This is a genomic window from Pseudomonas sp. JAI115, assembly GCF_014200835.1.
Lineage (GTDB): Bacteria > Pseudomonadota > Gammaproteobacteria > Pseudomonadales > Pseudomonadaceae > Aquipseudomonas > Aquipseudomonas putida_A.
The window spans coordinates 379,285-403,353 of the sequence record NZ_JACHCY010000004.1 but is presented as its reverse complement, the minus strand read 5'-3'; the positions used below and the strand labels follow the sequence as shown (position 1 = coordinate 403,353).

The following is a 24,069-nucleotide window of genomic DNA, read 5'->3' as shown; positions in this document are numbered from 1 at the left end:
CGACCGCAAAACCGCGGCGATGTTTAACGCGCGCGCGGCGGCACCGAGCGGGTGCGACCGCTGCCGTCGATGGCGACGAAGACGAACACCGCCTCGGTCACTTTACGCCACTCGCTGGACAGCGGATCGTCGCTCCACACTTCGACCATCATCTGGATCGAGCTGCGGCCGATTTCCAGGGTCTGGGTATAAAAGGACAATTGCGCGCCCACCGCGACCGGCACCAGGAAGGCCATGCGGTCGATGGCGACAGTGGCTACGCGACCACCGGCCACGCGGCTGGCCATTGCGGTACCCGCCAGATCCATCTGCGCCACCAGCCAGCCGCCGAAAATATCGCCAAAGCCGTTGGTTTCGCGCGGGAGTGCGGTAATTTGCAAGGCCAGGTCGCCTTGCGGGATCGGATCTTCTTGTTCGAGCTCTATCATGCCGGGGGTGCCTCTGACCCGTGACTCTTCGTTGGTATTGCTGGTGGTAGCCGTCTTCAGGAAAAACGATTCAGCACCGAACATACTGCGTTCGTCACGTTTTCCATAGGCGCCTAAAGGGGAAACTCTGCGAAACCGGCTGATCCCGTTCAAAGGCCGGGCCAACGACGTTTTCGCACAGCAACCCCCTACAAACCGGAGCAAGGTTGCGAGTATATCGGTCGGTAGACTCCGCGACGACCATCGGGTTCTGATTTTGACCGGCAAATACGCGCCTCTATGTGCTTTTTCGAACAATTTGCTATGGTGCCGAACCTGCCCAAGCCACAGCCAGCGTTGTTGTGGCGGTAGATCCGCCTATAAGAGAAGCCCTTGCCATGACCACAGCGCCTTCGAGCCTCGCGCAGCCCGAGCAACCTGCACGCCCCCTGACCCGCAATGACTACAAGACTCTGTCGCTATCGGCCCTGGGCGGTGCGCTGGAGTTTTACGATTTCATCATCTTCGTGTTCTTCGCCACCGTGGTCGGCAAGCTGTTCTTCCCGGCCGACATGCCCGAGTGGCTGCGCCTGATGCAGACCTTCGGCATTTTCGCCGCCGGTTACCTTGCGCGGCCGCTGGGCGGCATCGTCATGGCGCACTTCGGCGACCTGCTGGGGCGCAAGAAGATGTTCACCCTGAGCATTTTCATGATGGCCGTGCCGACCCTGATCATGGGCCTGCTGCCGACCTACGCGCAGATCGGTATGTGGGCGCCGATCCTGCTGTTACTGATGCGAGTGATTCAGGGCGCGGCGATTGGCGGGGAAGTGCCGGGAGCGTGGGTCTTCGTTTCCGAACACGTGCCGCAAAAGCACATCGGCTACGCCTGCGGGACGCTGACCAGCGGTTTGACCGCCGGCATCTTGCTTGGCTCGCTGGTCGCCACGGCAATCAACAGCATTTATACACCGGGGGAAGTCGCGGATTACGCCTGGCGGATCCCGTTCCTGCTCGGCGGCGTATTCGGCCTGTTCTCGGTCTATCTGCGCCGCTGGCTGCACGAAACTCCGGTGTTCGCTGAGCTGCAACTGCGCAAGGCGCTGGCCGAAGAAGTACCGCTGCGTGCGGTGCTGCGTGACCATCGCGGGGCGATTGCGGTCTCGATGCTGCTGACCTGGCTGCTGTCCGCCGGGATTGTCGTGGTGATCCTGATGACCCCGACCGTGCTGCAGACGGTCTATCACTTCTCAGCGACAGTGGCGCTGCAATCCAACAGCCTGGCGATCGTGTTCCTCAGCGTCGGTTGCATCATCTCCGGTGCCCTGGCCGACCGCTTCGGCGCCGGCCGGGTGTTTGTCTTCGGTTGCCTGGGCTTGCTGATCAGCTCCTGGACCTTCTATCACAGCCTCGCCGATCACCCGAACTGGCTGTTCCCGCTGTATGCGTTGACCGGTCTGCTGGTTGGCACCATCGGTGCGGTGCCATACGTGATGGTCAAGGCATTCCCGCCGGTGGTGCGCTTCAGCGGATTGTCGTTCTCGTACAACGTGGCGTACGCGATCTTCGGTGGCCTGACGCCGATGGTGGTCAGCCTGCTGCTTAAAGAGAGTGCGATGGGCCCGGCCTACTATGTGGCGGTGCTGTGCGCGATGGGGATTCTGGTGGGGGCGTGGCTCTGGAAAAAGGGGCGCTGATCCGGAATTTCCTCCAGCAGTACCGGCTCTTTCGCGAGCAGGCTCGCTCCCACATTGGAATGCATTTCAACTGTGGGAGCGAGCCTGCTCGCGAATGAGGGCGACTCGAATCATTCAGTAAAACCCGGATGCTGGCCTTTCATCCAATTGTCATATTTCAGCCATAGAGTGTTCACACGGCCTGCTGATACTTGGCCCCGACTTAACACACCCTATCTGCTAGGAGTAAGGCATGAAACTGAAGCGTTTGATGGCGGCAATGACTTTTGTCGCTGCTGGCGTTGCGACTGCCAACGCGGTTGCCGCTGTTGACCCTGCTATCCCGAGCTACACCAAGACCACTGGTGTGTCGGGCAACCTGTCCAGCGTCGGTTCCGATACCCTGGCTAACCTCATGACCCTGTGGGCTGAGAACTACAAGAAAGAATACCCGAACGTAAACATTCAGATTCAGGCCGCTGGCTCCGCCACCGCGCCACCTGCGCTGACTGAAGGCACCTCCAACCTCGGCCCGATGAGCCGCAAGATGAAGGACACCGAACTGGCGGCCTTCGAACAGAAATACGGCTACAAGCCAACCGCTATCCCGGTGGCCGTGGACGCCCTGGCGGTGTTCGTGCACAAGGACAACCCGATCCAGCACCTGACCATGGAACAGGTTGACGCGATCTTCTCGTCCACCCGTCTGTGCGGCGCCAAAGCCGACGTGAAAACCTGGGGCGACCTGGGCGTGACCGGCGACCTGGCCAACAAGCCAGTGCAACTGTTCGGTCGTAACTCGGTATCCGGCACTTACGGCTACTTCAAGGAAGAAGCCCTGTGCAAAGGCGACTACAAGCCTAACGTCAACGAGCAACCAGGTTCGGCGTCGGTCGTGCAGTCGATCAGCTCCTCGCTGAACGGCATCGGTTACTCGGGCATCGGCTACAAGACTGCCAGCGTGAAGACCGTTGCTCTGTCGAAGAAAGGCAGCACTGACTTCATCGAAGACACCGAAGAAAACGCCCTGAACGGCAAGTACCCTCTGTCGCGCTTCCTCTACGTTTACGTGAACAAGGCCCCGAACAAGCCTCTGGCCCCGCTGGAAGCCGAGTTCGTGAAACTGGTTCTGTCCAAACAGGGCCAGGAAGTTGTGGTGAAAGACGGCTACATCCCACTGCCGGCCAAGGTTGCTGCAAAAGCACTGGCTGACCTGGGTCTGCAGGAAGGCGGCGCTGAAGTCGCAAAAAAGTAACAAACTGAGTCCGAGGTGAACCCCACCGGACTCAGGTAAAAGGCCGGCTCTGCCCGCAGACCGGCCTTTTACACACCTCAAATTTTCGATCCTCTGCCAGTCCCGCTGGCGGTGGATTTGCTGCGTCACTGCACTGTCATCTTTCTGTCATACAGGATCGCTAGGGTGAGCGCATGAATGATCTGGCCAATTCCCCAATGACTACGACTTCCCCTCCCAAGCGCATTGATTTCAATACGCCTGAGCTGCAACGCAAGCGCCGCATTCGCGCGCTCAAGGATCGCTTCACCCGCTGGTACGTCCTCGTTGGCGGTCTGGCGGTGCTGGCAGCCATCACCTTGATCTTCTTCTTCCTCGCCTACGTCGTTGCACCGTTGTTCCAGGGTGCCAGCCTGACCGCGAAAGAGGCCATTACCCCAGCCTGGATGCAGGACGCCGGCAAGCCGCTGATGATTTCGCTCGAAGAGCAGAATCAGGTGGCGATGCGCGTTTCCGACAAGGGCCAGGCGCTGTTCTTTGACATCGACAGTGGCGCTGAATTGAAGCGTGTCGATCTGCCTGTGCCTGCCGGCGCCAGCGTAACTTCCATTGGCGAAGACCAGCCAGGTCATCCGCTGGTAGCCGTGGGTCTGTCCAACGGTCAGGCGCTGGTGTTCCGTCACACCTATAAAGTCAGCTACCCCGATGGCAAGAAAACCATCACTCCGGCCATCGAATACCCGTATGGCGAAGCGCCGATCGCGGTGAACGAGAGCGGCGGTGCGCTGGAGCACGTCAGCCTCAACGCCACCGATTCGACGCTGATGCTGGTCGGCTCGACCGGTTCGCAACTCAATGTGCTGGCGCTGACCAGCGAAGAAAACATGATGACCGGCGAAGTCAGCAACGAGCAGAAGCGTATCGAGCTGCCGCAGATGACTGAACCGGTGAAAAACATCTTCGTCGACCCGCGCCAGCAATGGCTGTACGTGGTCAACGGGCGTGCCCAGGCCGACGTATTCAGCCTGCGCGACAAGAGCCTCAACGGTCGCTACAAACTGCTGGAAAACGCTGACGCCGAAGTCACCGCGAGCACGCAACTGGTGGGCGGCATCTCGCTGATCATCGGTGATTCCAAGGGTGGTCTGGCCCAGTGGTTCATGGCTCGCGATACCGATGGCGAGCTGCGCCTGAAGCAGATCCGCACCTTCCAGATGGGCACCACGCCGATTGTTGAAATTACCGCCGAAGAGCGTCGCAAGGGCTTCGTGGCCCTCGATGCCAGCGGCAAGCTCGGCGTGTTCCACAGCACCGCGCACCGCACCCTGCTGGTCGAGCCGGTGGCCGAAGGCCAGGGCCTGTTCGGTCTGTCGCCGCGCGCCAACCGGGTGATCGTCGAGGCCGGCGGCAAGCTGCAACCGCTGCTGCTCGACAACCCGCACCCGGAAGTGTCGTGGAGCGCGTTGTGGAGCAAGGTCTGGTACGAGAACTACGACGAGCCTAAATACGTCTGGCAATCGACGGCGGCGAACACCGATTTCGAACCGAAACTGAGCCTGTCGCCACTGACCTTCGGCACCCTGAAAGCCGCGTTCTACGCGATGTTGCTGGCCGCGCCGCTGGCGGTTGCCGCAGCGATCTACACCGCCTACTTCATGGCCCCGGGCATGCGCCGCAAGGTCAAACCGGTGATCGAACTAATGGAAGCGATGCCGACAGTGATCCTCGGGTTCTTCGCCGGTCTGTTCCTCGCGCCGTATGTAGAAGGGCATCTGCCGGGCATCTTCAGCCTGCTGATGCTGTTGCCGATCGGCATTCTGGTCGCCGGCTTCACCTTCAGTCGTCTGCCTGAGTCGATCCGCCTGAAGGTCCCGGACGGCTGGGAAAGTGCGCTGCTGATTCCGGTGATCCTGTTTGTCGGTTGGCTGTCGCTATACATGAGTCCGTACATGGAGAACTGGTTCTTCGGCGGTGACATGCGCATGTGGATCTCCCACGACCTGGGCATCACCTACGACCAGCGCAACGCTCTGGTAGTCGGTCTGGCGATGGGTTTTGCGGTGATCCCGAACATCTACTCGATTGCCGAAGACGCCGTGTTCAGTGTGCCGCGCGGCCTGACCCTCGGTTCCCTGGCGCTCGGTGCCACGCCGTGGCAGACCATGACCCGCGTGGTGATCCTCACCGCCAGCCCGGGCATCTTCTCCGCACTGATGATCGGCATGGGCCGTGCGGTCGGCGAAACCATGATCGTGCTGATGGCCACGGGTAATACCCCGGTCATGGAAATGAACCTGTTCGAAGGCCTGCGCACCCTGGCCGCCAACGTCGCGGTGGAAATGCCCGAGTCGGAAGTCGGCGGCAGCCACTACCGCGTGCTGTTCCTCTCGGCGCTGGTGCTGCTGTTGTTCACCTTCGTCATGAACACCCTGGCAGAACTGATTCGTCAGCGTCTGCGCAAGAAATACTCGTCGCTTTAAGAAAGGTAGAAGTCTGTGAAACAGAACTCCCTGAATGGATGGTTCAAGAGCGGCGCCCCGGGCGTCTGGATCAGCGGTGGCGCGGTGTCCATCGCGGTCATCATGACCATTGGCCTGCTGGCGGTGATTGCCGTGCGCGGTCTGGGTCACTTCTGGCCGGCGGACCTGATCCACGCCAGCTACGACGTACCGGGCCAGGCCAATCACCTGGTCATTGGCGAAGTGGTACAGAAAGAAGAAGTGCCGCGCGCACGCCTGAAGAGCGCCGGCCTGCCGGTGCCTGATCAGGGCCCGGAATTCATGACCCGCGAGCTGATCAAGGTCGGCAACCGTGACCTGAACGGCAACGACTTCACCTGGGTGGTCGGCGAATGGCTGACCAAGCAGACCACGCCGCCGGAACTGATGGCGATCGAGCGTCGCGAGTGGGGCAACTTCTACGGCTACCTGGTCAACGTCAAACAGGACGGCAAGGTGATCGCCGAAGGCGAAGCGGCCTGGCCTGAGCTGCAAGCGCGGATCAACCGTGTGAACGGCCTTGCTGCACAACTCAAATCGCTGGAAAAGACCGACATCGGTGCGATCAACGCAGGGCTCGAGCGCATCCGTCTGCACGGGCGCAAACTGGAACTCGACGGCAAGCTCGACGCCACCGCGCAAGCGGACATGGACGCCGAGCGTGCCGAGCTGAACGCGCGTTATCAGGACATCGAAGCGCGTCTGAGCGATCTGCATGCGCAGTTCAACCGCGACGCGTTGACTGCTCGCGATGCCAACGGCAAAGAGATCGAAATCAGCCTGGGCAAAGTGGTTCACGCCTATCAGCCGAATGCCATGGGCACGATGACCAAGATCGGTTTCTACTTCAGCAAGGTCTGGGAATTCCTTTCCGACGATCCGCGTGAAGCGAACACCGAAGGCGGGATCTTCCCGGCGATTTTCGGCACGGTGATGATGACTTTGATCATGGCGATGATCGTCACCCCATTCGGCGTGCTGGCGGCGGTCTACCTGCGTGAATACGCCAAGCAGAACGCCCTGACCCGGATCATCCGCATCGCCGTGAACAACCTCGCCGGCGTTCCGGCGATCGTCTACGGCGTATTCGGTCTGGGCTTCTTCGTCTACGTGCTGGGTGGTTCGGTCGACCGTTTGTTCTTCCCCGAAGCACTGCCGGCGCCGACGTTCGGTACTCCGGGTCTGCTCTGGGCCTCGCTGACCCTGGCGCTGCTGGCGGTGCCGGTGGTGATCGTGGCGACCGAGGAAGGTCTGGCGCGTATCCCGCGCACCGTCCGTGAAGGCTCGCTGGCGCTGGGCGCGACCAAGGCGGAAACGCTGTGGAAGATCGTCCTGCCAATGGCCAGCCCGGCAATGATGACCGGGATGATCCTCGCCGTGGCCCGCGCCGCCGGTGAAGTGGCGCCACTGATGCTGGTGGGTGTGGTGAAGCTGGCGCCGTCGCTGCCGGTGGACGGCAACTACCCGTACCTGCACCTGGACCAGAAGATCATGCACTTGGGCTTCCACATCTACGACGTCGGCTTCCAGAGCCCGAACGTCGAAGCGGCGCGGCCACTGGTGTACGCCACGGCGCTGCTGCTGGTGCTGGTGATCGCCACGTTGAACCTGTCGGCGGTGTGGATCCGTAACCACCTGCGCGAAAAATACAAAGCACTGGACAGCTGATTTTGCAGCACTGATTTCTATGTGGGAGCGAGCCTGCTCGCGAAGGCATCACCGCGGTTTCATAGACAAACCGCAGCGCCTGAATCGCCAGCAGGCTGGCTCCCACAAAAACCGAACCGAATTTGTTAGCACAGGGAGCCTCCCATGCAGCACGAAACACATACCCACGGCATCAACATGTCGGCCCTGGGTCGCGACAAGCAGAGCCTGAGCCTTGAGCAGGAAACCGTGGCCATCGAAGTCCCGGGCCTGAGCCTGTTCTACGGCGAGAAGCAGGCGTTGTTCGACGTCAGCATGAACATCCCGAAACAGCGCGTGACCGCGTTTATCGGCCCGTCCGGCTGCGGCAAGTCCACGCTTCTGCGTACCTTCAATCGTATGAACGACCTGGTTGACGGTTGCCGTGTCGAAGGTGCGATCAACCTGTACGGCAACAACATCTACCGCAAAGGTGAAGACGTTGCCGAGCTGCGTCGCCGCGTCGGCATGGTGTTCCAGAAGCCCAACCCGTTCCCCAAAACCATCTACGAAAACGTGGTCTACGGGCTGCGCATCCAGGGCATCAACAAGAAGCGCATTCTCGACGAAGCGGTCGAGTGGGCATTGAAAGGCGCGGCACTGTGGGACGAAGTCAAAGACCGTCTGCACGACTCGGCACTCGGCCTGTCCGGTGGTCAGCAGCAGCGTCTGGTAATCGCGCGCACCATCGCCGTTGAACCGGAAGTGTTGCTGCTCGACGAACCGTGCTCGGCCCTCGATCCGATCTCGACCCTGAAAGTCGAAGAGCTGATCTACGAGCTGAAGTCCAAGTTCACCATCGTCATCGTGACCCACAACATGCAGCAGGCCGCGCGGGTTTCCGACTACACGGCGTTCATGTACATGGGCAAACTGGTGGAATTCGGTGACACCGACACCCTGTTCACCAATCCGGCGAAGAAGCAGACCGAAGACTACATCACCGGTCGTTACGGCTGACAGTTGCGGTTATTCACAGAATTGACGCTGCGGCCCACCGCACCTTACCGGACGCTCCAAGGACGCCAACATGATTAGTAAAGAAGGCCTTACCCACCACATCTCCGCGCAGTTCAACGCCGAGCTTGAGGAAGTGCGCAGCCACCTCCTGGCCATGGGCGGGCTGGTCGAGAAGCAGGTCAACGACGCGGTCACCGCGCTGATCGAGGCCGACTCTGGCCTGGCCCAGCAGGTGCGCGAGATCGACGACCAGATCAACCAGATGGAACGCAACATCGACGAAGAATGCCTGCGCATTCTTGCCCGTCGTCAGCCGGCGGCGTCCGACCTGCGGCTGATCATCAGCATCTCCAAGTCGGTGATCGACCTGGAGCGCATTGGCGACGAAGCGACCAAGATCGCCCGCCGTGCCATTCAGCTGTGCGAAGAAGGCGAAGCGCCGCGTGGTTACGTCGAGGTCCGTCACATCGGCGATCAGGTGCGCAACATGGTTCGCGATGCGCTGGACGCGTTTGCCCGCTTCGACGCCGATCTGGCCCTGTCGGTGGCGCAATACGACAAGGTCATCGACCGCGAATACAAGACCGCCCTGCGCGAGCTGGCGACCTACATGATGGAAGACCCGCGCTCTATCTCGCGGGTTCTGAGCATCATCTGGGTGCTGCGTTCGCTGGAACGCATCGGCGATCATGCGCGCAACATCTCGGAACTGGTGATCTACCTGGTACGCGGCACCGATGTGCGCCACCTGGGCCTCAAACGCATGAAAGAAGAAGTTGAAGGTACAAGCGGCGAAACCGCTAATGTTCCGGGCAATGCTGACGATAAGTAAGATTGCCTGAGAAAAGCGCCCGGCCCTTTGGCCGGGCGTTTTTGTTTAGGGCGCCTGAATCAGGAAATCGAATTAAAAAGCAGCACCCGCGAACGAAAAGTCCCGGCGTGACTGAAGATTGTTGGCAATGTGCCATCAGCAAAGCGGTATGCTTGCCGGGATTTTTATAGGGGTGTTGGATGAGCAAGATCAGTGTGTTGGTCGTGGACGATGCTTCGTTCATTCGTGACCTGGTGAAAAAGTGCCTGCGTAATTACTTCCCGGGGATCCGCACCGAGGACGCCGTCAACGGCAAAAAGGCCCAGGCCATGCTGGCCAGGGAAGCGTTTGACCTGGTGCTGTGCGACTGGGAAATGCCGGAAATGTCCGGCCTCGAGCTGCTGACCTGGTGCCGCGAGCAGGACAATCTCAAGACCATGCCGTTCGTCATGGTCACCAGCCGTGGCGATAAAGAGAACGTGGTGCAGGCGATCCAGGCCGGGGTTTCCGGCTACGTCAGCAAGCCGTTCACCAACGAACAACTGCTGACCAAGGTCAAGCAGGCGCTGAACAAGGTTGGCAAGCTCGACACCCTGATGAACAGCGCGCCGACCAAGATGAACTCGGCGTTCGGCAACGATTCCCTGAGCGCATTGACCGGCGGCAAGCCTGCCGTGGTCGGTGCTGCGCCGGCGGCCGCTGCTGCGGTCAATCCGTTTGCCAAACCGGCTGTTGTCGCGCCAACGCCAGCTGCTGCGCCGTCGCGCGGTTTGCTTAACAGCCCGCCGGTGCAGGCACCGGCTGCCTCGAAAGCGCCAGTCGGTGGTCGTGGCCAGGGTCAGTTGCGCCTGCCAAGTGGCACCCAGCAATGCGTGATCAAGGCCCTGAGCATCAAGGAAGCGCTGCTGGTAGTGAAACGCACTGACACCCTGCCGCAGATCCTCGACAGCGCCGTGCTCGACCTGGAGCAGGGCGACAACGCCGAAATCGCCCGCCTCAACGGCTACCTGCACGCCATCGTTGCCCACGAGCAGAAAGCCGACAGCGACTGGCTGCAACTGACTTTCCGTTTCGTCGACCAGGATGCGCAGAAGCTCGATTACATCTCCCGCCTGATCGCCCGCGGCACGGCGCAAAAGCACTTCGTTCCGGGCGCGTAACCTCTATCGCGTGACAGTCCGTCTTCGCGAGCAGGCTCGCTCCCACCTTGAAATGCATTTCAAATGTGGGAGCGAGCCTGCTCGCGAAGGGGCCATCAAAAGCACCACCCATCTCCCGCACCTGCCAATTTGAAACATCTGTCGACTAGCCTGGTCTGCTTCACCTGCTAGGCTCATTTCCAGGCCTTCCTTCGACAGACTCTTTGCCCATGCTCGCGCGCCTGCTGTTTTTCTGTGGTCTTTTCCTGGCCTCCACCTCGACTGTGGCCATGACCATCTACAAATCCACCGATGCCAACGGTGTGGTCTCGTACAGCGACCGGCCGAGCAAAGGCTCGCAGGTGTTCGTGTTTCAGGACCGCATGGTCGAGCACCTCGAACGTCAGGTGTACCTCGACATCAAGAAACAGAAGGGCAGCGACGTGGTGTTTGTGCGCAACGATCTGTATGCGCCGGTCGAGATTGCACTGGCGTTTACCGGCCTGAGCAATGTGCGTGGCGCTCCGGCGCAGACGATTCGCCGGGTGCTGCCGGCGCGCAGCAATACGCGGTTGGCGTTGCTGACGGCGATCAGCCGGGGTCAGCCGCTGGTGTATTCGCCGCAATTCCAGTACTCGCTGGGTGACCCCACAGGAGCCGCGCAGAGCTATCGCTATCCGTTGCCGTGGCGGGGCGGGCCGTTCCGTCTCAGTCAGGGTGCCAACGGTCAGTACAGCCACTATGGGCCGAAGAACCGGTATGCGATGGACATCGCCATGCCGGTCGGCACGCCGATCATTGCCGCACGGGCCGGGGTGGTGGTGAAAACCGAAAATTCACAGAGCGGGCGCGGCAATGATGCCTCCGGCAATTTCGTCCGGGTGCTGCACGACGACGGCACGATGGGTGTGTACCTGCATCTCAAGCAAGGTTCGGTGAGCGTACGCGAGGGGCAGCGGGTGACGGTTGGCAGCCCGCTGGCGCTGTCCGGCAATACCGGCAACAGCAGCGGCCCGCACCTGCACTTTGTGGTGCAGCGCAATACCGGGCAGGGGCTGGTGTCGATTCCGTATCAGTTCAACCAGCCACTGGGGGCGTTGCCCAACTTTGCGTTGGGCAAACAGTGATGTGTTGTATCTGTTGGCCCCTTCGCGAGCAGGCTCGCTCCCACCCTGGAATGCATTTCAACTGTGGGAGCGAGCCTGCTCGCGAAGGAATCGGCGCGGTGCCCGATCAGCCCATCATCAACACCTTCGCCAGCACAATCTTCGGCCCTTTCATCTTCTTGATGATGATCCGCAGGCCTTCGACTTCCAGCACTTCTTCCTCTTCCGGCACTCGTTTCAGGGTCTCGTAGACCAGACCGGCGAGGGTTTCGGCTTCGATGTGATCCAGGTCGATTCCGAGCAGGCGTTCAACCTTGAACAGCGGCGTATCACCACGCACCAGCAGCTTGCCCGGCTGATACGCGAGGATTCCGCGCTCGGCCTTGCGGTGTTCGTCCTGGATGTCGCCGACCAGCACTTCCAGCACGTCTTCCATGGTCAGGTAGCCGATGATGTTGCCGTCGGCTTCTTCCACCACGGCGAAGTGCGAGCCGCCCTTGCGGAACTGCTCCAGCAGCTGCGACAGCGGCATGTGCCGCGACACGCGCTCCAGTGGACGGGTCAGTTCAGCCAGGTTGAACGACTCCGGAATGTGGTCCAGCGCCGCCAGTTCCAGCAGCAGGTCCTTGATGTGCAGCAGGCCGACGAACTCCTGGCGCTCGCTGTCGTACACCGGATACCGGCTGAACTTGTGGCGACGGAACATCGCGAGGATTTCTTTCAGCGGCGCGTTGAATTCCAGGGTGATCAGGTCTTCGCGGGAGTTGGCCCAGTCGACCACTTCCAGTTCGCCCATTTCCACCGCCGATGCCAGCACGCGCATGCCTTGGTCGCTCGGGTCCTGGCCACGGCTGGAGTGCAGGATCAGTTTCAGTTCTTCGCGGCTGTAATGGTGTTCGTGGTGCGGGCCGGGTTCGCCCTGGCCGGCGATCCGCAGAATCGCGTTGGCGCTGGCATTGAGCAGGTAGATCGCCGGGTACATCGCCCAGTAGAACAGGTACAGCGGCACCGCCGTCCACAGCGACAGCAGCTCCGGTTTGCGGATCGCCCACGACTTGGGCGCCAGCTCACCGACCACGATGTGCAGGTAGGAAATGATGAAGAACGCGGTGAAGAACGAAATGCCTTTGACCACTTCCGGCGACTGCACGCCGACCGCGCTCAGCAGCGGCTCGAGAAGGTGCGCGAACGCCGGCTCACCGACCCAGCCAAGACCGAGGGAGGCGAGGGTGATACCGAGCTGGCACGCCGAGAGGTACGCATCGAGCTGACTGTGTACGGTGCGCAGGATATGCCCGCGCCAGCCGTTCTTGTCAGCGATGGCCTCGACCCGGGTCGAGCGCAGTTTGACCATGGCGAATTCCGCCGCAACGAAGAAGCCGTTGAGCAAAACCAGGATCAGAGCGAAAAGAATCATGCCGAAATCGGCGAAAATCGTAGCGAGGGACAAGCCAGGGGAAGGGTCCATGATGGAGTTTTGCAGGTTCCGTGTGATTCGTAAGAGAGAAGAAATCGCGCCTGAAAGGCAGACGCAAGTCAGCCAATGTAGCGGCTGACATGGCGATTGCCTAGTGGCGCGTGCTGGCCGGTATCACTCGGCGGCGCTGATGGCCCGTGCCTGGGCCACCTGGGCCGGGGCGAAATGGCAGGTGAACGTGCTGCCATGACCGGGCACGCTGCTGATCTCCATCCGCGCGCGGTGGCGCAGCAACACGTGTTTGACGATCGCCAGACCGAGCCCGGTGCCGCCAGTGTTGGAGTTGCGGCTGGAGTCGACGCGGTAGAAGCGTTCGGTCAGGCGCGGCAGGTGCTTGCTGTCGATACCGATCCCGGAATCCTGCACGCTCAGGTGCGCGCCTTGCTCGTCGCCCCACCAGCGAATGCGGATGTTGCCCTCGGCCGGGGTGTATTTCACCGCGTTGAACACCAGGTTGGAGAAGGCGCTGCGCAGTTCCGCCTCGCTGCCCTTGAGTAGGATGCGCGCATCGGCTTCGAGAGTGATTTTCTGGTTCTTCTGCCCGGACAACTGCTGGGCGTCGCTCTTGATTGACTGCAGCAGGGCGTCGATCTGCACTGGCTGGTTGTCCGACGGGTAATCGGTGGCTTCCAGTTTCGCTAACAGCAGCAGGTCGTTGAGCAGCGTCTGCATGCGCCCGCCCTGTTGTTGCATCTGCTGCAGCGCGCGGCTCCAGCGCGGGTTCACTTCCTCGACATTGTCGAGCAGGGTTTCCAGATAGCCGCAGATCACCGTCAGCGGCGTGCGCAGTTCGTGGGAGACGTTGGCGATGAAGTCTTTGCGCATCTGTTCCAGCTGATGGATGCGCGTGACGTCTCGCACCAGCATCAGGTGTTCGTTGTTGCCGTAGCGCGTCAGGTACAGCTGAATGCGCACCCGATCATTGGTCGGCGAAGGGATTTCCAGCGGTTCGGCGTAGCTTTCCTGCTCGAAGTATTCCTTGAAGCGCGGATGCCGTACCAGGTTGGTCACCGGTTGGCCGCTGTCCTGCGGGGTCTTGAGGCCGAGCAGGGTTTCGGCAGCGCGGTTCCACCATTCCAGGTTGCCGTCGCTGTCGAGCATGATCACCGCGTCTTTGAGCGCGGCGGTGGACTCCTGCACCCGGTCGATCACCGCTTGCAGGCGCCCGCGCACCCGTTGGTCGCGGCGTTGCAGGTGGTAGATGCTGTCGAACACCTCGCCCCACAGGCCATAGCCGTCGGGCGGTGCTTCATCGGGTTGGTGCAGGCGCAGCCATTCGTGCAGACGCAACAGTTGCTTGAGCGTCCAGGCCAGGTAAATGCCCAGGCCGGCAGCGAGGCTCCAGCCGTAATAGCCGGTGATCAGGCCGATCACCAGACACGCTGTGACCAGCAACAGCATGTGGCGAATCAGGGTGCCATGCCAGTTTTGATTCACGGAAAATACGGTCCTTGTCAGCGAGTCTGGCGGTCGGATCAGGCCTTGGTGGAAAACCGGTAGCCGGTGCCGCGCACGGTTTGTACCAGATTTTCGTAGGCGTCGCCGAGGGCCTTGCGCAGGCGGCGGATGTGCACGTCGACGGTGCGCTCTTCAACATAGACGTTGCCGCCCCAGACCTGATCCAGCAACTGCCCGCGCGTGTAGGCGCGTTCCTGGTGGGTCATGAAAAATTGCAGCAGACGGTATTCGGTCGGGCCCATCTCGGCCGGACGGCCGTCGATGGTTACGCGGTGGCTGATCGGGTCGAGCAGCAGGCCGCCGACTTCGATTGGCGCTTCGCCATCGGTCGGGCCGGCGCGGCGCAGCACAGCCTTGAGGCGTGCGACCAGTTCGCGTGGAGAAAACGGTTTGGTGATGTAGTCGTCGGCGCCGACTTCAAGACCCTGGATCTTGTTGTCCTCTTCGCCCTTGGCGGTGAGCATGATGATCGGGATGTCTCCGGTCAGCTCGTCGCGCTTGAGACGGCGGGCCAGTTCGATGCCGGAGGTGCCAGGCAGCATCCAGTCGAGCAGGATCAGGTCCGGTTTACGGTCAACAATGATGGCGTGTGCCTGCTGCGAGTTCTCCGCCTCGAGGCAGTCATAGCCGGCCATTTCCAACGCAACGGCGATCATTTCGCGAATGGGCGCTTCGTCGTCGACGATCAGAATGCTCCTGCCAACCATGCCTTAATCCTCTTGTCATTTAACTGTCTTGCGCCGCATTAGATAACGGAATTATTGCAGTCGTGTGACAGTATTTTAGTCGCCCGGCGGTTGGCGTGATCCTGGACTAAGCTCTAAGTCCGAATCCTGACAACCACAAAAGAAGGTTTCCATGACTCAAATGACTGCTTCTTTCAAAGCCCTGCTGCTTGCCGCCGCCGTGGCGTTGCCATCGATGGCGTTCGCTGCTGACCCTGCGATGGAAAAGGACGGCATGTTTACCGATCACAAGGGCATGACCCTGTATACCTTCGCCAAAGACTCTGCGGGCAAGTCCATGTGCAACGACAAGTGTGCGGCGAACTGGCCACCGCTAATGGCTACGGCCGGCGACAAGTCCATGGGCGACTGGACCGTGATCAAGCGCGATGACGGCAAGATGCAATGGGCCTACGAGGGCAAACCGCTGTACACCTTCGTCATGGACAAGAAGGCTGGTGACATGACCGGTGAGGGCAAAATGGACGGCGCCTGGCACGTCGCCAAGGCCAAGTAAACGCAAATCCCCTGTGGGAGCGGGCTTGCTCGCGAAGGCGGTGTGTCAGTTGACGAAGAGGCCAACTGACACGACGCCTTCGCGAGCAAGCCCGCTCCCACAGGTTCTAATCTTCAGCGCAATGCGTAATCCAGCACAATCCCGACGAAAATTGCCAACCCGGCCCAGTGGTTGTGCAGAAACGCCTTGAAGCAACGCATGCGGTCGCGATCACGGGTGTACCAGAACTCCCACGCATAGCATCCAGCGGCCACCAACAGGCCGAGATGGAACCAGATGCCCAGCTCGAACTTCGACCCGGCCAGCAGCAGGCAACCCAGCGACAATGCCTGCAAGCTCAGGATGATCACCCGATCCGCATCGCCGAACAGAATCGCCGTGGATTTCACGCCGATCTTCAGGTCGTCGTCACGATCGGTCATCGCGTAATAGGTGTCGTAACCCACCGTCCACAACAGGTTGGCGATCCACAGCAGCCACGCGGCGGCGGGCAGTTCACCGGTTTCAGCGGTGAACGCCATCGGCATGCCCCATGAGAACGCCGCGCCCAGTACCACTTGCGGGTAATAGGTGTAGCGCTTCATGAACGGGTAGGTGAACGCCAGTGCCAGACCGCCGAGCGACAACCAGATGGTCGGCGCATTGGTGCACAGCACCAGCAGGAAACTCACGCCCATCAGCAGCGCGAAGAATACCAGCGCCTCTTTCGAACTGATCTTGCCGCTGGCCAGCGGTCGTTGCGCGGTGCGTTTGACGTGGCCATCGACCTTGCGATCGGCCCAGTCGTTGATCACACAGCCACCGGCGCGGGTCAGCACCACACCGAGGACGAAAATCACCATGTTGGCCAGCGACGGCGAGCCCTTACCGGCAATCCATAGCGCCCACAGGGTCGGCCACAGCAGCAGGTAGATGCCGATCGGCTTGTCCATGCGCGTCAGCTGAATGAAATCCCAGGCGCGCGGGTTCAAGCGGTTCAGGGACTTGAGCAGGCTCTGGTACATCAGCAGTTCTCCGGATGGGCGCGGGCGGCGCTCCACAGGGGCGGCAGGAAAATCTCCGCCACCAGTACGCTCAAGGCGCCACGGTCAAAGCGCGAGCGCCGGCCCCACAGCTCCGGGGCGCGGCAGGCTGGCGGCAGCCAGTCTTGCGGGTAGTGACAGACCTCGATGGCGCGGCGCTGGAAGGCGTGGTCGCAAAACAGCAGTTCGCCCAGCGAGCGGCTGCCCAGTTCGTCCATGTGCAGGCCGTCGCCTTGCAGGGCGGCGCGTGACGCCACGCTACGGGCGAACACCCAGGCCTCGCCGTGACCGCGCAGATACACCTCGCGCACCCAGCCTTCGCTGCCTTCGGCCAGATCCAGCGCCGCGCATTCGTCGCTGCGCAAAGTGTCCCAGCCTTCGAACAACGGTGTGACGCTGAAGCCGTCATTCGACAGCCGCGTCAGGCGGCGGGTCAGCGAGCCTTCGTCGAACAACCAGTTCAGGGTCAACGAATCGGGAAGGGACGTCAGTCGGCTTTGAGTCAGCCAGAGCGGGGTCGGGCAGGCATTTGAATGTTGCACAATGAGTCATTATTGGCCGCAAATGAGGCGGCGAGCTTAACATGGCGTGCTTCGAATTTGATGGATCCGGGTCGCCGTTGCGCCGAACAGGCTTGCATCTGCCCGGCACCCTCAGTACAAAACGCCCTGAGCCGGATGGCAGCGCTCCCACCATCGACCGTCCGCGCCGACAAAAGCCTGAATCCTGAGGAAGTACCTGAATGAAAAAGTGGCAATGCATCGTCTGCGGCCTGATCTACAACGAAGCCGACGGTTGGCCGGATGACGGCATCGCGCCGGGCACCCTGTGGCAGGACGTGCCGGAAGACTGGCTGTGCCCGGACTGCGGCGTCGGCAAGATGGACTTCGAAATGATCGAAATCAACTGAGAAAAACCAAGGAGTAAGGCATGAACGCACCTGTCGTAATCGTCGGCACCGGGCTTGCGGGCTACAACCTGGCCCGCGAGTTTCGCAAACTCGATGGCGAAACCCCGCTGCTGCTGATTACCGCAGATGATGGCCGCTCTTACTCCAAACCGATGCTCTCCACCGGTTTCGGCAAGAACAAGGACGCCGATGGCCTGAGCATGGCCGAACCCGGCGCCATGGCCGAGCAGTTGAAGGCCGAAGTGCGCACCCACACGCGCATCAGCGGCATCGACGCCGGCCACAAGCGCCTGTGGATCGGCGAGGAAGCGGTGTACTACCGCGACCTGATCCTCGCCTGGGGTGCGGAAACCGTGCGAGTGCCGATCGACGGTGACGGTGCTGATCTGGTGTTTCCGATCAACGATCTCGAAGATTACGCGCGCTTTCGTGCAGCCGCTGCGGGCAAGCGCCGCGTGTTGCTGCTGGGGGCGGGCCTGATCGGCTGTGAATTCGCCAACGACCTGATCCTCGGCGGCTACGAGGTGCAACTGGTGGCGCCGTGCGAGCAAGTGATGCCGATGCTGCTGCACCCGGCCGCTGCAGCAGCCGTGCAGGCCGGGCTGGAAAGCCTGGGCGCGCGTTTCCACCTCGGTCCGGTGCTGACCCGCCTGCAAAAAGTCGCAGACGGTCTGGAAGCGCATCTGTCCGACGGGCAGGTGATTGCCTGCGATGTGGTGGTGTCGGCCATCGGCCTGCGCCCGCGCATCGATCTGGCCGCGGCGGCCGGGGTGCAGGTCAATCGCGGTGTCGTAGTCGACCGGTATCTGAAGACGTCCCACGCCAATATTTACGCCCTGGGCGACTGCGCCGAGGTCAATGGGCTGAATCTGTTGTACGTGATGCCCCTCATGAGCTGTGCGCGTGCGCTGGCACAAACCCTGGCGGGCAATCCGACGGCCGTGAGTTACGGCCCGATGCCGATCACGGTGAAAACTCCGGTGTGCCCGTTGGTCGTTTCGCCTCCGCCACGGGGCAGCGAAGGCGTCTGGACCGTCGAAGGGCAGGGCGCCGACATCAAGGCCCTGTGCCACAGTGCCGATGGTCAGTTGCTCGGCTATGCACTGACCGGTGCGGCTGTGATGGAAAAACTTGCTCTGAACAAACAGCTTCCGGCCCTGCTGGCGTAAATACCGGTCGTTCTGTCGGAATCACCCCGCTTTTGCCCCTACAAAGGTCGCGGGGAGACTGGCGCCGCCGGTATCCGCGTGCCATTCTCACTCCCGTCTGCCGCAGAGTAGAGCCTGCGGCGCCTTGGGCGCTGTTCCAACGAGAACAGCACGGACATAACAACAAAAAACCGTCAAAGGGGCTTCACTAATGCGTAAACCAGAACTCGCCGCTGCAATCGCTGAAAAAGCGGATCTGACCAAAGAACAGGCCAACCGCGTTCTCAACGCCGTCCTCGAAGAAATCACCGGCGCTCTGCACCGCAAGGACAGCGTCACGCTGGTGGGCTTCGGCACCTTCCTGCAACGCCACCGCGGCGCCCGCACCGGCAAGAACCCGCAAACCGGCGAGCCGGTGAAAATCAAGGCCAGCAACACCGTGGCATTCAAGCCAGGCAAGTCGTTGAAAGACAGCGTCAATCCTTAACTGCGGCGAACTCTCCGAATAACGGGGAGCAGCGCAATAAAAAAATGGGCACACCGATTGCGGTCGGGTGCCCATTTTTTGTGGCTGCAATTCGGCTTATTGACGCCGGAAGCAGGCCTTGCCGTTGCCGAAATCCACGGCCAGGCAATTCGGTTCGATCGCCAGTTGCAGATCCTGGAACAGGCCGGACAAATCGCTGTTCGACGCCGGTTTGGTATTGCTTTTCAGCGTCACGGTGTTGTTTTCCACCTGCCAGGTGCCCTTGGCAAACCCGTCAGCGCTGCCATACGCCACGCCCGCGTCAAACGTGCCGTCCTTGCGCAGCAGCAATTCGGCGCCCATTTCCATTGCGCCGGTCAGATAGTAATGACCGTCCAGTGACGGGGTATCTGCAGAGGCCTGAGTGACGGGTAGCCACATGAGTGCCGCGAACAACAGGGGTTTCAATTCCATGAGGTAAAGCTCCTTGGCGGCTCCGGGGTCAGGAGCCGAATGAGATGCAGGCTTCGGACCGTGGCTCAACAGTCAGCCGGTCTGGTTGACATTGCCGGTCGAAAAGAATTTACCAAGGCAAGCTGGCAACGTGGGAAATAAAACGACGTAAGAATTATCCCTGACATTTGTCAGAGTATTTTCGGCGTGGAAGTGTTGCGTAAGTGGTGGAAATGACTGTTGGATCGCACTTCGATAATTATTGAGTTGGCACTGAAGTACAGCATTCACGAGATGAATAAAGTTTCAGAAAAATGAATTGCCATCAAATTGATGGCACTTTTTTTGTTGAGCGTTGTCGCCGCTGAATTGTTTGTAATTCCAGCGGGTTCTCGGAAAAATCCTACTTCTATTTTTTTCGAGAGTTGTCATGCTGGCCCCCGTGTAATAGGACGGATGTTCGACGCGATTCGCGTAGGCTGGATCGGGCCGCTCTGGATCAAGGGTTCTGAGGGCCCAGGGCAAATGTTCACAATATAAATCGCCATCAGGGATTCCCCTGCCACATATAGGGCGATCTCCTACACGGCCCAATGAACACTTCGTCTTGTTGTTTAACCAGATGCTTGCTAGTGGCCATCATAGTGATTACGATGCGCCCACTTGAAAGAGCACATCTCAATTGGATGAGTCGCTTCACTGCTCTTCGATACTGTCCCGCGCCGCGGCAACTCCAATAGGCGCATGACTGTAATCCTAATTAAAGGCCATGGATGTCCTACTCAAGCAAACTTTCCGCCCATTACCTCGAACTCGCAAAAGTCTCTGTTTCCAAAGAGAATTTCGCGGGCGAAGACGTTCGTTTTTCGAGCGAATTCGAGGCGCTGGAAAGCGAGCTGGCCAAAGCCTCGTCGATGCACGAAAGCGGGCAGATCGACTGGCTGAAAATCCGTGAAAACAGCGAAAATCTGCTGCGTACCCAATCCAAGGATTTACGCGTCGGCGCCTGGCTGACCTGGTCGTTGTACCAGCGTGAATCCTTCCCCGGGCTGCTGGCCGGCCTCGGTCTGCTGCACCATCTGTCGGAAAACCACTGGGCCGACGTTCACCCGCTCAAACCGCGCACCCGTGCCGCTGCCATCGGCTGGCTGGTGCCGCGCCTGGAGCAGGTGCTCACTGAAAACATCGCGATCAAGGAACAGCTGCCGATGTTCCGGCAACTGTCCGAGCATCTGGCCGGCCTCGATGCCGCATGCACCGAGCACTTGGGCGATGACGCACCGCTGCTGCTGCCGCTCTCGCGTCGCTTGAAAACCATGATCCAGCGTGCCGCCGACAATCAGCCGGCCCCCGGTGTGGTGGGCGCAGCGGTGGCGCAGGTCAAGCAGGCCGCGAGCCAGTTGCTGACCCCCGGCGCACCGATCGATAACGAAAAAGATGCCTACAAGGCTTTGCGCGCGCAGCAGGAAAGCGCGCGTCCGTTGTGTGCCTGGTGGCTCAAGCAGAAGGCCACCGACCTGCGCGCCCTGCGCCTGAACCGCACTTTGCTGTGGCTGCCGATCGACGCGGTGCCCGAACGCAACGCTGAGCAGATCACCGTGCTGCGCGGTCTGCCGGTGGACAAACTCAAGCAGTATCAGGATCGCTTCGATCAGGGCAAATACGCCGACCTGCTGGTGGAACTGGAGGCGAGCCTGGCGAAGGCGCCGTTCTGGTTCGATGGCCAGAGGATGGTCTGGGAATGTCTCCAGAACCTCAACGCCGAGATGGCAATGCGCGAAGTGGAAATCCACTTCGCGCTTTTGGTTCAACGCCTGCCCGGCATCATCGAATGTCGTTTCCATGACGGCGCGCCGTTTGCCGATCCGTCCACCCGGGCGTGGATCGCCGGCAATGTCATGCCGCACCTGCAGAGCGCCAGTGCGCCGCGCAAGGTCGAAACCGACGACGTCGAAACCCAGCCCGCCTGGGAAAAGGCCCTTCAGGACGTGCTGCCGATGCTGCGCAAGGAAGGCCTGAAGCCTGCCGTGCAGACGCTCAAGCAAGGGCTGCAATCGGCTCACGGTGGACGCGAGCGGTTCTTCTGGCAGTTCGCCCTTGCCCGGCTGTGCTTCATGGCCAAGAAGTACGAACTGGCCAAGAACCAGCTAGAAACCCTCGATCAGACATTACAGGACTCAGGCCTGCACGCCTGGGAGCCCGATCTTGCATTGGAAGTGCTGCATTTACTGCATAGCTGCTGCGAGTTGTTGCCGCAGAACCATGCCGTACGTGAACGCAAGGAAGAGATTTATCGCAGGCTGTGCCACCTCGACCTCGAAGTGGTACTCGAATAGGCCCCAGGGCCACAACCGCAAGGAGAAAAGCCATGGCCAAAGAAGGCTCGGTAGCCCCCAAGGAACGCATCAACGTCACCTTCAAACCCGCCACCGGCGGTGCTCAGGAAGAGATTGAACTGCCGCTGAAGCTGCTGGCAATCGGTGACTACACCCACCGCAAGGACGATCGCAAAATCGAAGATCGCAAGCCGATCAGCATCGACAAGATGACCTTCGACGAAGTGTTGGCCAAGCAAGAGCTGGGTCTGACGCTGAGCGTGCCGAACCGTCTGCAGGAAGATGGCGAGGCCGACGAGCTGGCTGTGCAACTGCGCGTCAATTCGATGAAGGACTTCAACCCGGCCAGCCTGGTCGAGCAAGTGCCTGAGCTGAAAAAACTGATGGAACTGCGCGATGCGCTGGTGGCCCTCAAAGGCCCGCTGGGTAACGCACCTGCGTTCCGTAAAGCGATCGAAGGCGTGCTCGCCGACGACGAATCCCGCGGTCGCGTACTCGGTGAGCTGGGCCTGAACGCCGCAGCCCCGGACGCCTGAGACTCCAGCCAAGGAAGCCAACACAATGAGCACTAGCGCAGCACAAGAGAAGAGCGCCGAAAGCGGCGAATACAGCATTCTCGACAGCATTATCGCCGAAACCCGTCTGACTCCGGACGACGAAGCCTACGACATCGCCAAGCGTGGCGTGTCGGCGTTCATCGAAGAACTGCTCAAGCCGCAGAACAACGGTGAGCCGGTCAAGAAGGCCATGGTTGACCGCATGATCGCCGAGATCGATGCCAAGCTCAGCCGTCAGATGGACGAGATCCTGCACCACCCGGACTTCCAGGCTCTGGAATCGTCGTGGCGTGGCCTGCAGTTGCTGGTCGACCGCACCAACTTCCGCGAAAACATCAAGATCGAAATCCTCAACGTCTCCAAAGAAGACCTGCTGGACGATTTCGAAGATTCGCCGGAAGTCATGCAGTCGGGCCTGTACAAGCACATCTACACCGCTGAATACGGCCAGTTCGGTGGTCAGCCGGTGGGCGCGATCATCGCCAACTACTTCATGTCCCCAAGCTCGCCGGACGTGAAACTGATGCAGTACGTGGCCAGCGTATCCTGCATGTCCCACGCGCCGTTCATCGCCGCCGCCGGCCCGAAATTCTTCGGTCTGGAAAGCTTCACCGGCCTGCCGGATCTGAAAGATCTGAAAGACCACTTCGAAGGCCCGCAATTCGCCAAATGGCAGAGCTTCCGTACTTCGGAAGACTCCCGCTACGTTGGCCTGACCGTGCCGCGTTTCCTGCTGCGCAACCCGTACGATCCGGAAGAAAACCCGGTCAAATCGTTCGTGTACAAGGAAACCGTTGCCAACAGCCACGAGCACTACCTGTGGGGCAACACCGCGTTCGCGTTCGGCACCAAGCTGACCGACAGCTTCGCCAAATTCCGCTGGTGCCCGAACATCATCGGCCCACAGAGCGGTGGCGCGGTTGAAGATCTGCCGCTGCACCACTTCGAAAGCATGGGCGAAATCGAAACCAAGATCCCGACCGAGGTTCTGGTTTCCGACCGTCGTGAATACGAACTGGCCGAGGAAGGCTTCATCTCCCTGACCATGCGCAAAGGCTCCGACAACGCGGCGTTCTTCTCCGCAAGCTCGGTGCAGAAGCCGAAGTTCTTCGGCATCAGCGCAGAAGGCAAGGCGGCAGAGCTGAACTACAAGCTCGGCACCCAGCTGCCGTACATGATGATCGTCAACCGCCTGGCCCACTACTTGAAAGTGCTGCAGCGCGAGCAACTCGGTTCGTGGAAAGAGCGTACCGACCTCGAGCTGGAACTGAACAAGTGGATCCGCCAGTACGTCGCCGACCAGGAAAACCCGAGCGCCGAAGTGCGTGGCCGTCGTCCGCTGCGCGCTGCGCAAGTGATCGTCAGCGACGTTGAAGGCGAGCCGGGCTGGTACCGCGTGAGCTTGAACGTGCGTCCGCACTTCAAGTACATGGGGGCCGATTTCACCCTGTCGCTGGTTGGCAAGCTGGACAAAGAGTAAGAG

The 24,069-nt window shown here is 60.6% G+C and carries 22 protein-coding genes; 15 read left to right on the top strand and 7 right to left on the bottom strand.

Features of this window, described 5'->3' with window-relative positions:
- Positions 1 to 23 precede the first annotated feature (23 nt).
- On the bottom strand, positions 24 to 428 hold the full coding sequence (locus HDC30_RS12665; RefSeq protein WP_003229628.1) for an acyl-CoA thioesterase: 405 nt from the start codon (positions 426 to 428) through the stop codon (positions 24 to 26).
- Positions 429 to 805: 377 nt separating this feature from the next.
- Between HDC30_RS12665 and HDC30_RS12660 the strand changes: the two genes are divergently transcribed.
- The 8 genes from HDC30_RS12660 (at position 806) to HDC30_RS12625 (ending at position 11,538) form a co-directional block, all read left to right on the top strand.
- Entirely contained in the window at positions 806 to 2,104 is a 1,299-nt protein-coding gene (locus HDC30_RS12660; protein WP_183783283.1) for an MFS transporter, read from the top strand.
- Positions 2,105 to 2,336: 232 nt separating this feature from the next.
- The gene (locus HDC30_RS12655; RefSeq protein ID WP_011336616.1) at positions 2,337 to 3,338 is read left to right on the top strand and encodes a phosphate ABC transporter substrate-binding protein PstS; all 1,002 of its coding nucleotides are present in this window, start codon (positions 2,337 to 2,339) and stop codon (positions 3,336 to 3,338) included.
- A gap of 425 nt (positions 3,339 to 3,763) precedes the next feature.
- Complete coding sequence (locus HDC30_RS12650) at positions 3,764 to 5,797, top strand: ABC transporter permease subunit (RefSeq protein ID WP_183783532.1); 2,034 nt, start codon at positions 3,764 to 3,766, stop codon at positions 5,795 to 5,797.
- A 15-nt stretch (positions 5,798 to 5,812) separates the two neighbouring features.
- Positions 5,813 to 7,483: a phosphate ABC transporter permease PstA gene (pstA, locus tag HDC30_RS12645; RefSeq protein WP_007962288.1), complete on the top strand. Its 1,671-nt coding sequence runs from the start codon at positions 5,813 to 5,815 to the stop codon at positions 7,481 to 7,483.
- A 144-nt stretch (positions 7,484 to 7,627) separates the two neighbouring features.
- Positions 7,628 to 8,461 (top strand): phosphate ABC transporter ATP-binding protein PstB, encoded by an 834-nt coding sequence (gene pstB, locus HDC30_RS12640; RefSeq protein ID WP_007962289.1) that lies wholly within the window; start codon positions 7,628 to 7,630, stop codon positions 8,459 to 8,461.
- 70 nt (positions 8,462 to 8,531) lie between these two features.
- The gene (phoU, locus tag HDC30_RS12635; RefSeq protein WP_003229617.1) at positions 8,532 to 9,293 is read left to right on the top strand and encodes a phosphate signaling complex protein PhoU; all 762 of its coding nucleotides are present in this window, start codon (positions 8,532 to 8,534) and stop codon (positions 9,291 to 9,293) included.
- 179 nt (positions 9,294 to 9,472) lie between these two features.
- A complete protein-coding gene (locus HDC30_RS12630) occupies positions 9,473 to 10,432 on the top strand; it encodes a response regulator (protein ID WP_027610371.1) in 960 nt (319 codons plus the stop codon).
- A gap of 209 nt (positions 10,433 to 10,641) precedes the next feature.
- Positions 10,642 to 11,538, top strand: coding sequence for a M23 family metallopeptidase (locus HDC30_RS12625; RefSeq protein WP_096795413.1), 897 nt, complete (start codon positions 10,642 to 10,644; stop codon positions 11,536 to 11,538).
- Positions 11,539 to 11,644: 106 nt separating this feature from the next.
- Here HDC30_RS12625 and HDC30_RS12620 read toward each other — a convergent pair whose 3' ends face one another.
- From HDC30_RS12620 to phoB, 3 genes are all read right to left on the bottom strand, one after another.
- Complete coding sequence (locus HDC30_RS12620) at positions 11,645 to 12,985, bottom strand: hemolysin family protein (protein WP_183783281.1); 1,341 nt, start codon at positions 12,983 to 12,985, stop codon at positions 11,645 to 11,647.
- A 123-nt stretch (positions 12,986 to 13,108) separates the two neighbouring features.
- Positions 13,109 to 14,395, bottom strand: a complete 1,287-nt coding sequence (gene phoR / locus HDC30_RS12615; protein WP_207199136.1) for a phosphate regulon sensor histidine kinase PhoR — start codon at positions 14,393 to 14,395, stop codon at positions 13,109 to 13,111.
- Positions 14,396 to 14,469: 74 nt separating this feature from the next.
- Positions 14,470 to 15,159 carry a phosphate regulon transcriptional regulator PhoB gene (gene phoB / locus HDC30_RS12610; RefSeq protein ID WP_003229608.1) on the bottom strand — a complete coding sequence of 230 codons (690 nt, stop codon included), beginning with the start codon at positions 15,157 to 15,159 and terminating at the stop codon, positions 14,470 to 14,472.
- Between the two features lie 151 nt (positions 15,160 to 15,310).
- On the opposite strand from phoB, the gene HDC30_RS12605 reads away from it, so the two are divergent.
- A complete protein-coding gene (locus HDC30_RS12605) occupies positions 15,311 to 15,694 on the top strand; it encodes a hypothetical protein (RefSeq protein ID WP_183783279.1) in 384 nt (127 codons plus the stop codon).
- A gap of 113 nt (positions 15,695 to 15,807) precedes the next feature.
- Here HDC30_RS12605 and ubiA read toward each other — a convergent pair whose 3' ends face one another.
- Together ubiA and HDC30_RS12595 are read right to left on the bottom strand one after the other, a co-directional pair.
- Positions 15,808 to 16,698: a 4-hydroxybenzoate octaprenyltransferase gene (gene ubiA / locus HDC30_RS12600; protein ID WP_183783277.1), complete on the bottom strand. Its 891-nt coding sequence runs from the start codon at positions 16,696 to 16,698 to the stop codon at positions 15,808 to 15,810.
- On the bottom strand, positions 16,698 to 17,258 hold the full coding sequence (locus HDC30_RS12595) for a chorismate lyase (protein WP_183783275.1): 561 nt from the start codon (positions 17,256 to 17,258) through the stop codon (positions 16,698 to 16,700). Before HDC30_RS12595 ends, ubiA begins: the two co-directional genes overlap by 1 nt.
- A gap of 200 nt (positions 17,259 to 17,458) precedes the next feature.
- Here HDC30_RS12595 and HDC30_RS12590 point away from each other — a divergent pair, with 200 nt between their 5' ends.
- The 3 genes from HDC30_RS12590 to HDC30_RS12580 all read left to right on the top strand — a co-directional run bounded on the left by HDC30_RS12590 (position 17,459) and on the right by HDC30_RS12580 (position 19,261).
- A complete protein-coding gene (locus HDC30_RS12590) occupies positions 17,459 to 17,626 on the top strand; it encodes a rubredoxin (protein ID WP_003437744.1) in 168 nt (55 codons plus the stop codon).
- 20 nt (positions 17,627 to 17,646) lie between these two features.
- Positions 17,647 to 18,795 (top strand): NAD(P)/FAD-dependent oxidoreductase, encoded by a 1,149-nt coding sequence (locus HDC30_RS12585; protein ID WP_183783273.1) that lies wholly within the window; start codon positions 17,647 to 17,649, stop codon positions 18,793 to 18,795.
- A 190-nt stretch (positions 18,796 to 18,985) separates the two neighbouring features.
- Positions 18,986 to 19,261, top strand: coding sequence for an HU family DNA-binding protein (locus tag HDC30_RS12580; RefSeq protein WP_003213368.1), 276 nt, complete (start codon positions 18,986 to 18,988; stop codon positions 19,259 to 19,261).
- Between the two features lie 96 nt (positions 19,262 to 19,357).
- Here the strand turns inward: HDC30_RS12580 and HDC30_RS12575 are convergent, their stop codons facing one another.
- On the bottom strand, positions 19,358 to 19,714 hold the full coding sequence (locus tag HDC30_RS12575) for a hypothetical protein (RefSeq protein ID WP_150370041.1): 357 nt from the start codon (positions 19,712 to 19,714) through the stop codon (positions 19,358 to 19,360).
- Between the two features lie 752 nt (positions 19,715 to 20,466).
- Between HDC30_RS12575 and tssA the strand changes: the two genes are divergently transcribed.
- From tssA to tssC, 3 genes are read left to right on the top strand one after another with little or no spacing between them, the layout of a single operon-like run.
- Positions 20,467 to 22,029, top strand: coding sequence for a type VI secretion system protein TssA (gene tssA / locus HDC30_RS12570; RefSeq protein ID WP_027610379.1), 1,563 nt, complete (start codon positions 20,467 to 20,469; stop codon positions 22,027 to 22,029).
- A 32-nt stretch (positions 22,030 to 22,061) separates the two neighbouring features.
- On the top strand, positions 22,062 to 22,565 hold the full coding sequence (tssB, locus tag HDC30_RS12565; protein ID WP_003229587.1) for a type VI secretion system contractile sheath small subunit: 504 nt from the start codon (positions 22,062 to 22,064) through the stop codon (positions 22,563 to 22,565).
- Positions 22,566 to 22,590: 25 nt separating this feature from the next.
- On the top strand, positions 22,591 to 24,066 hold the full coding sequence (tssC, locus tag HDC30_RS12560; protein ID WP_003229584.1) for a type VI secretion system contractile sheath large subunit: 1,476 nt from the start codon (positions 22,591 to 22,593) through the stop codon (positions 24,064 to 24,066).
- Positions 24,067 to 24,069: the final 3 nt, after the last annotated feature.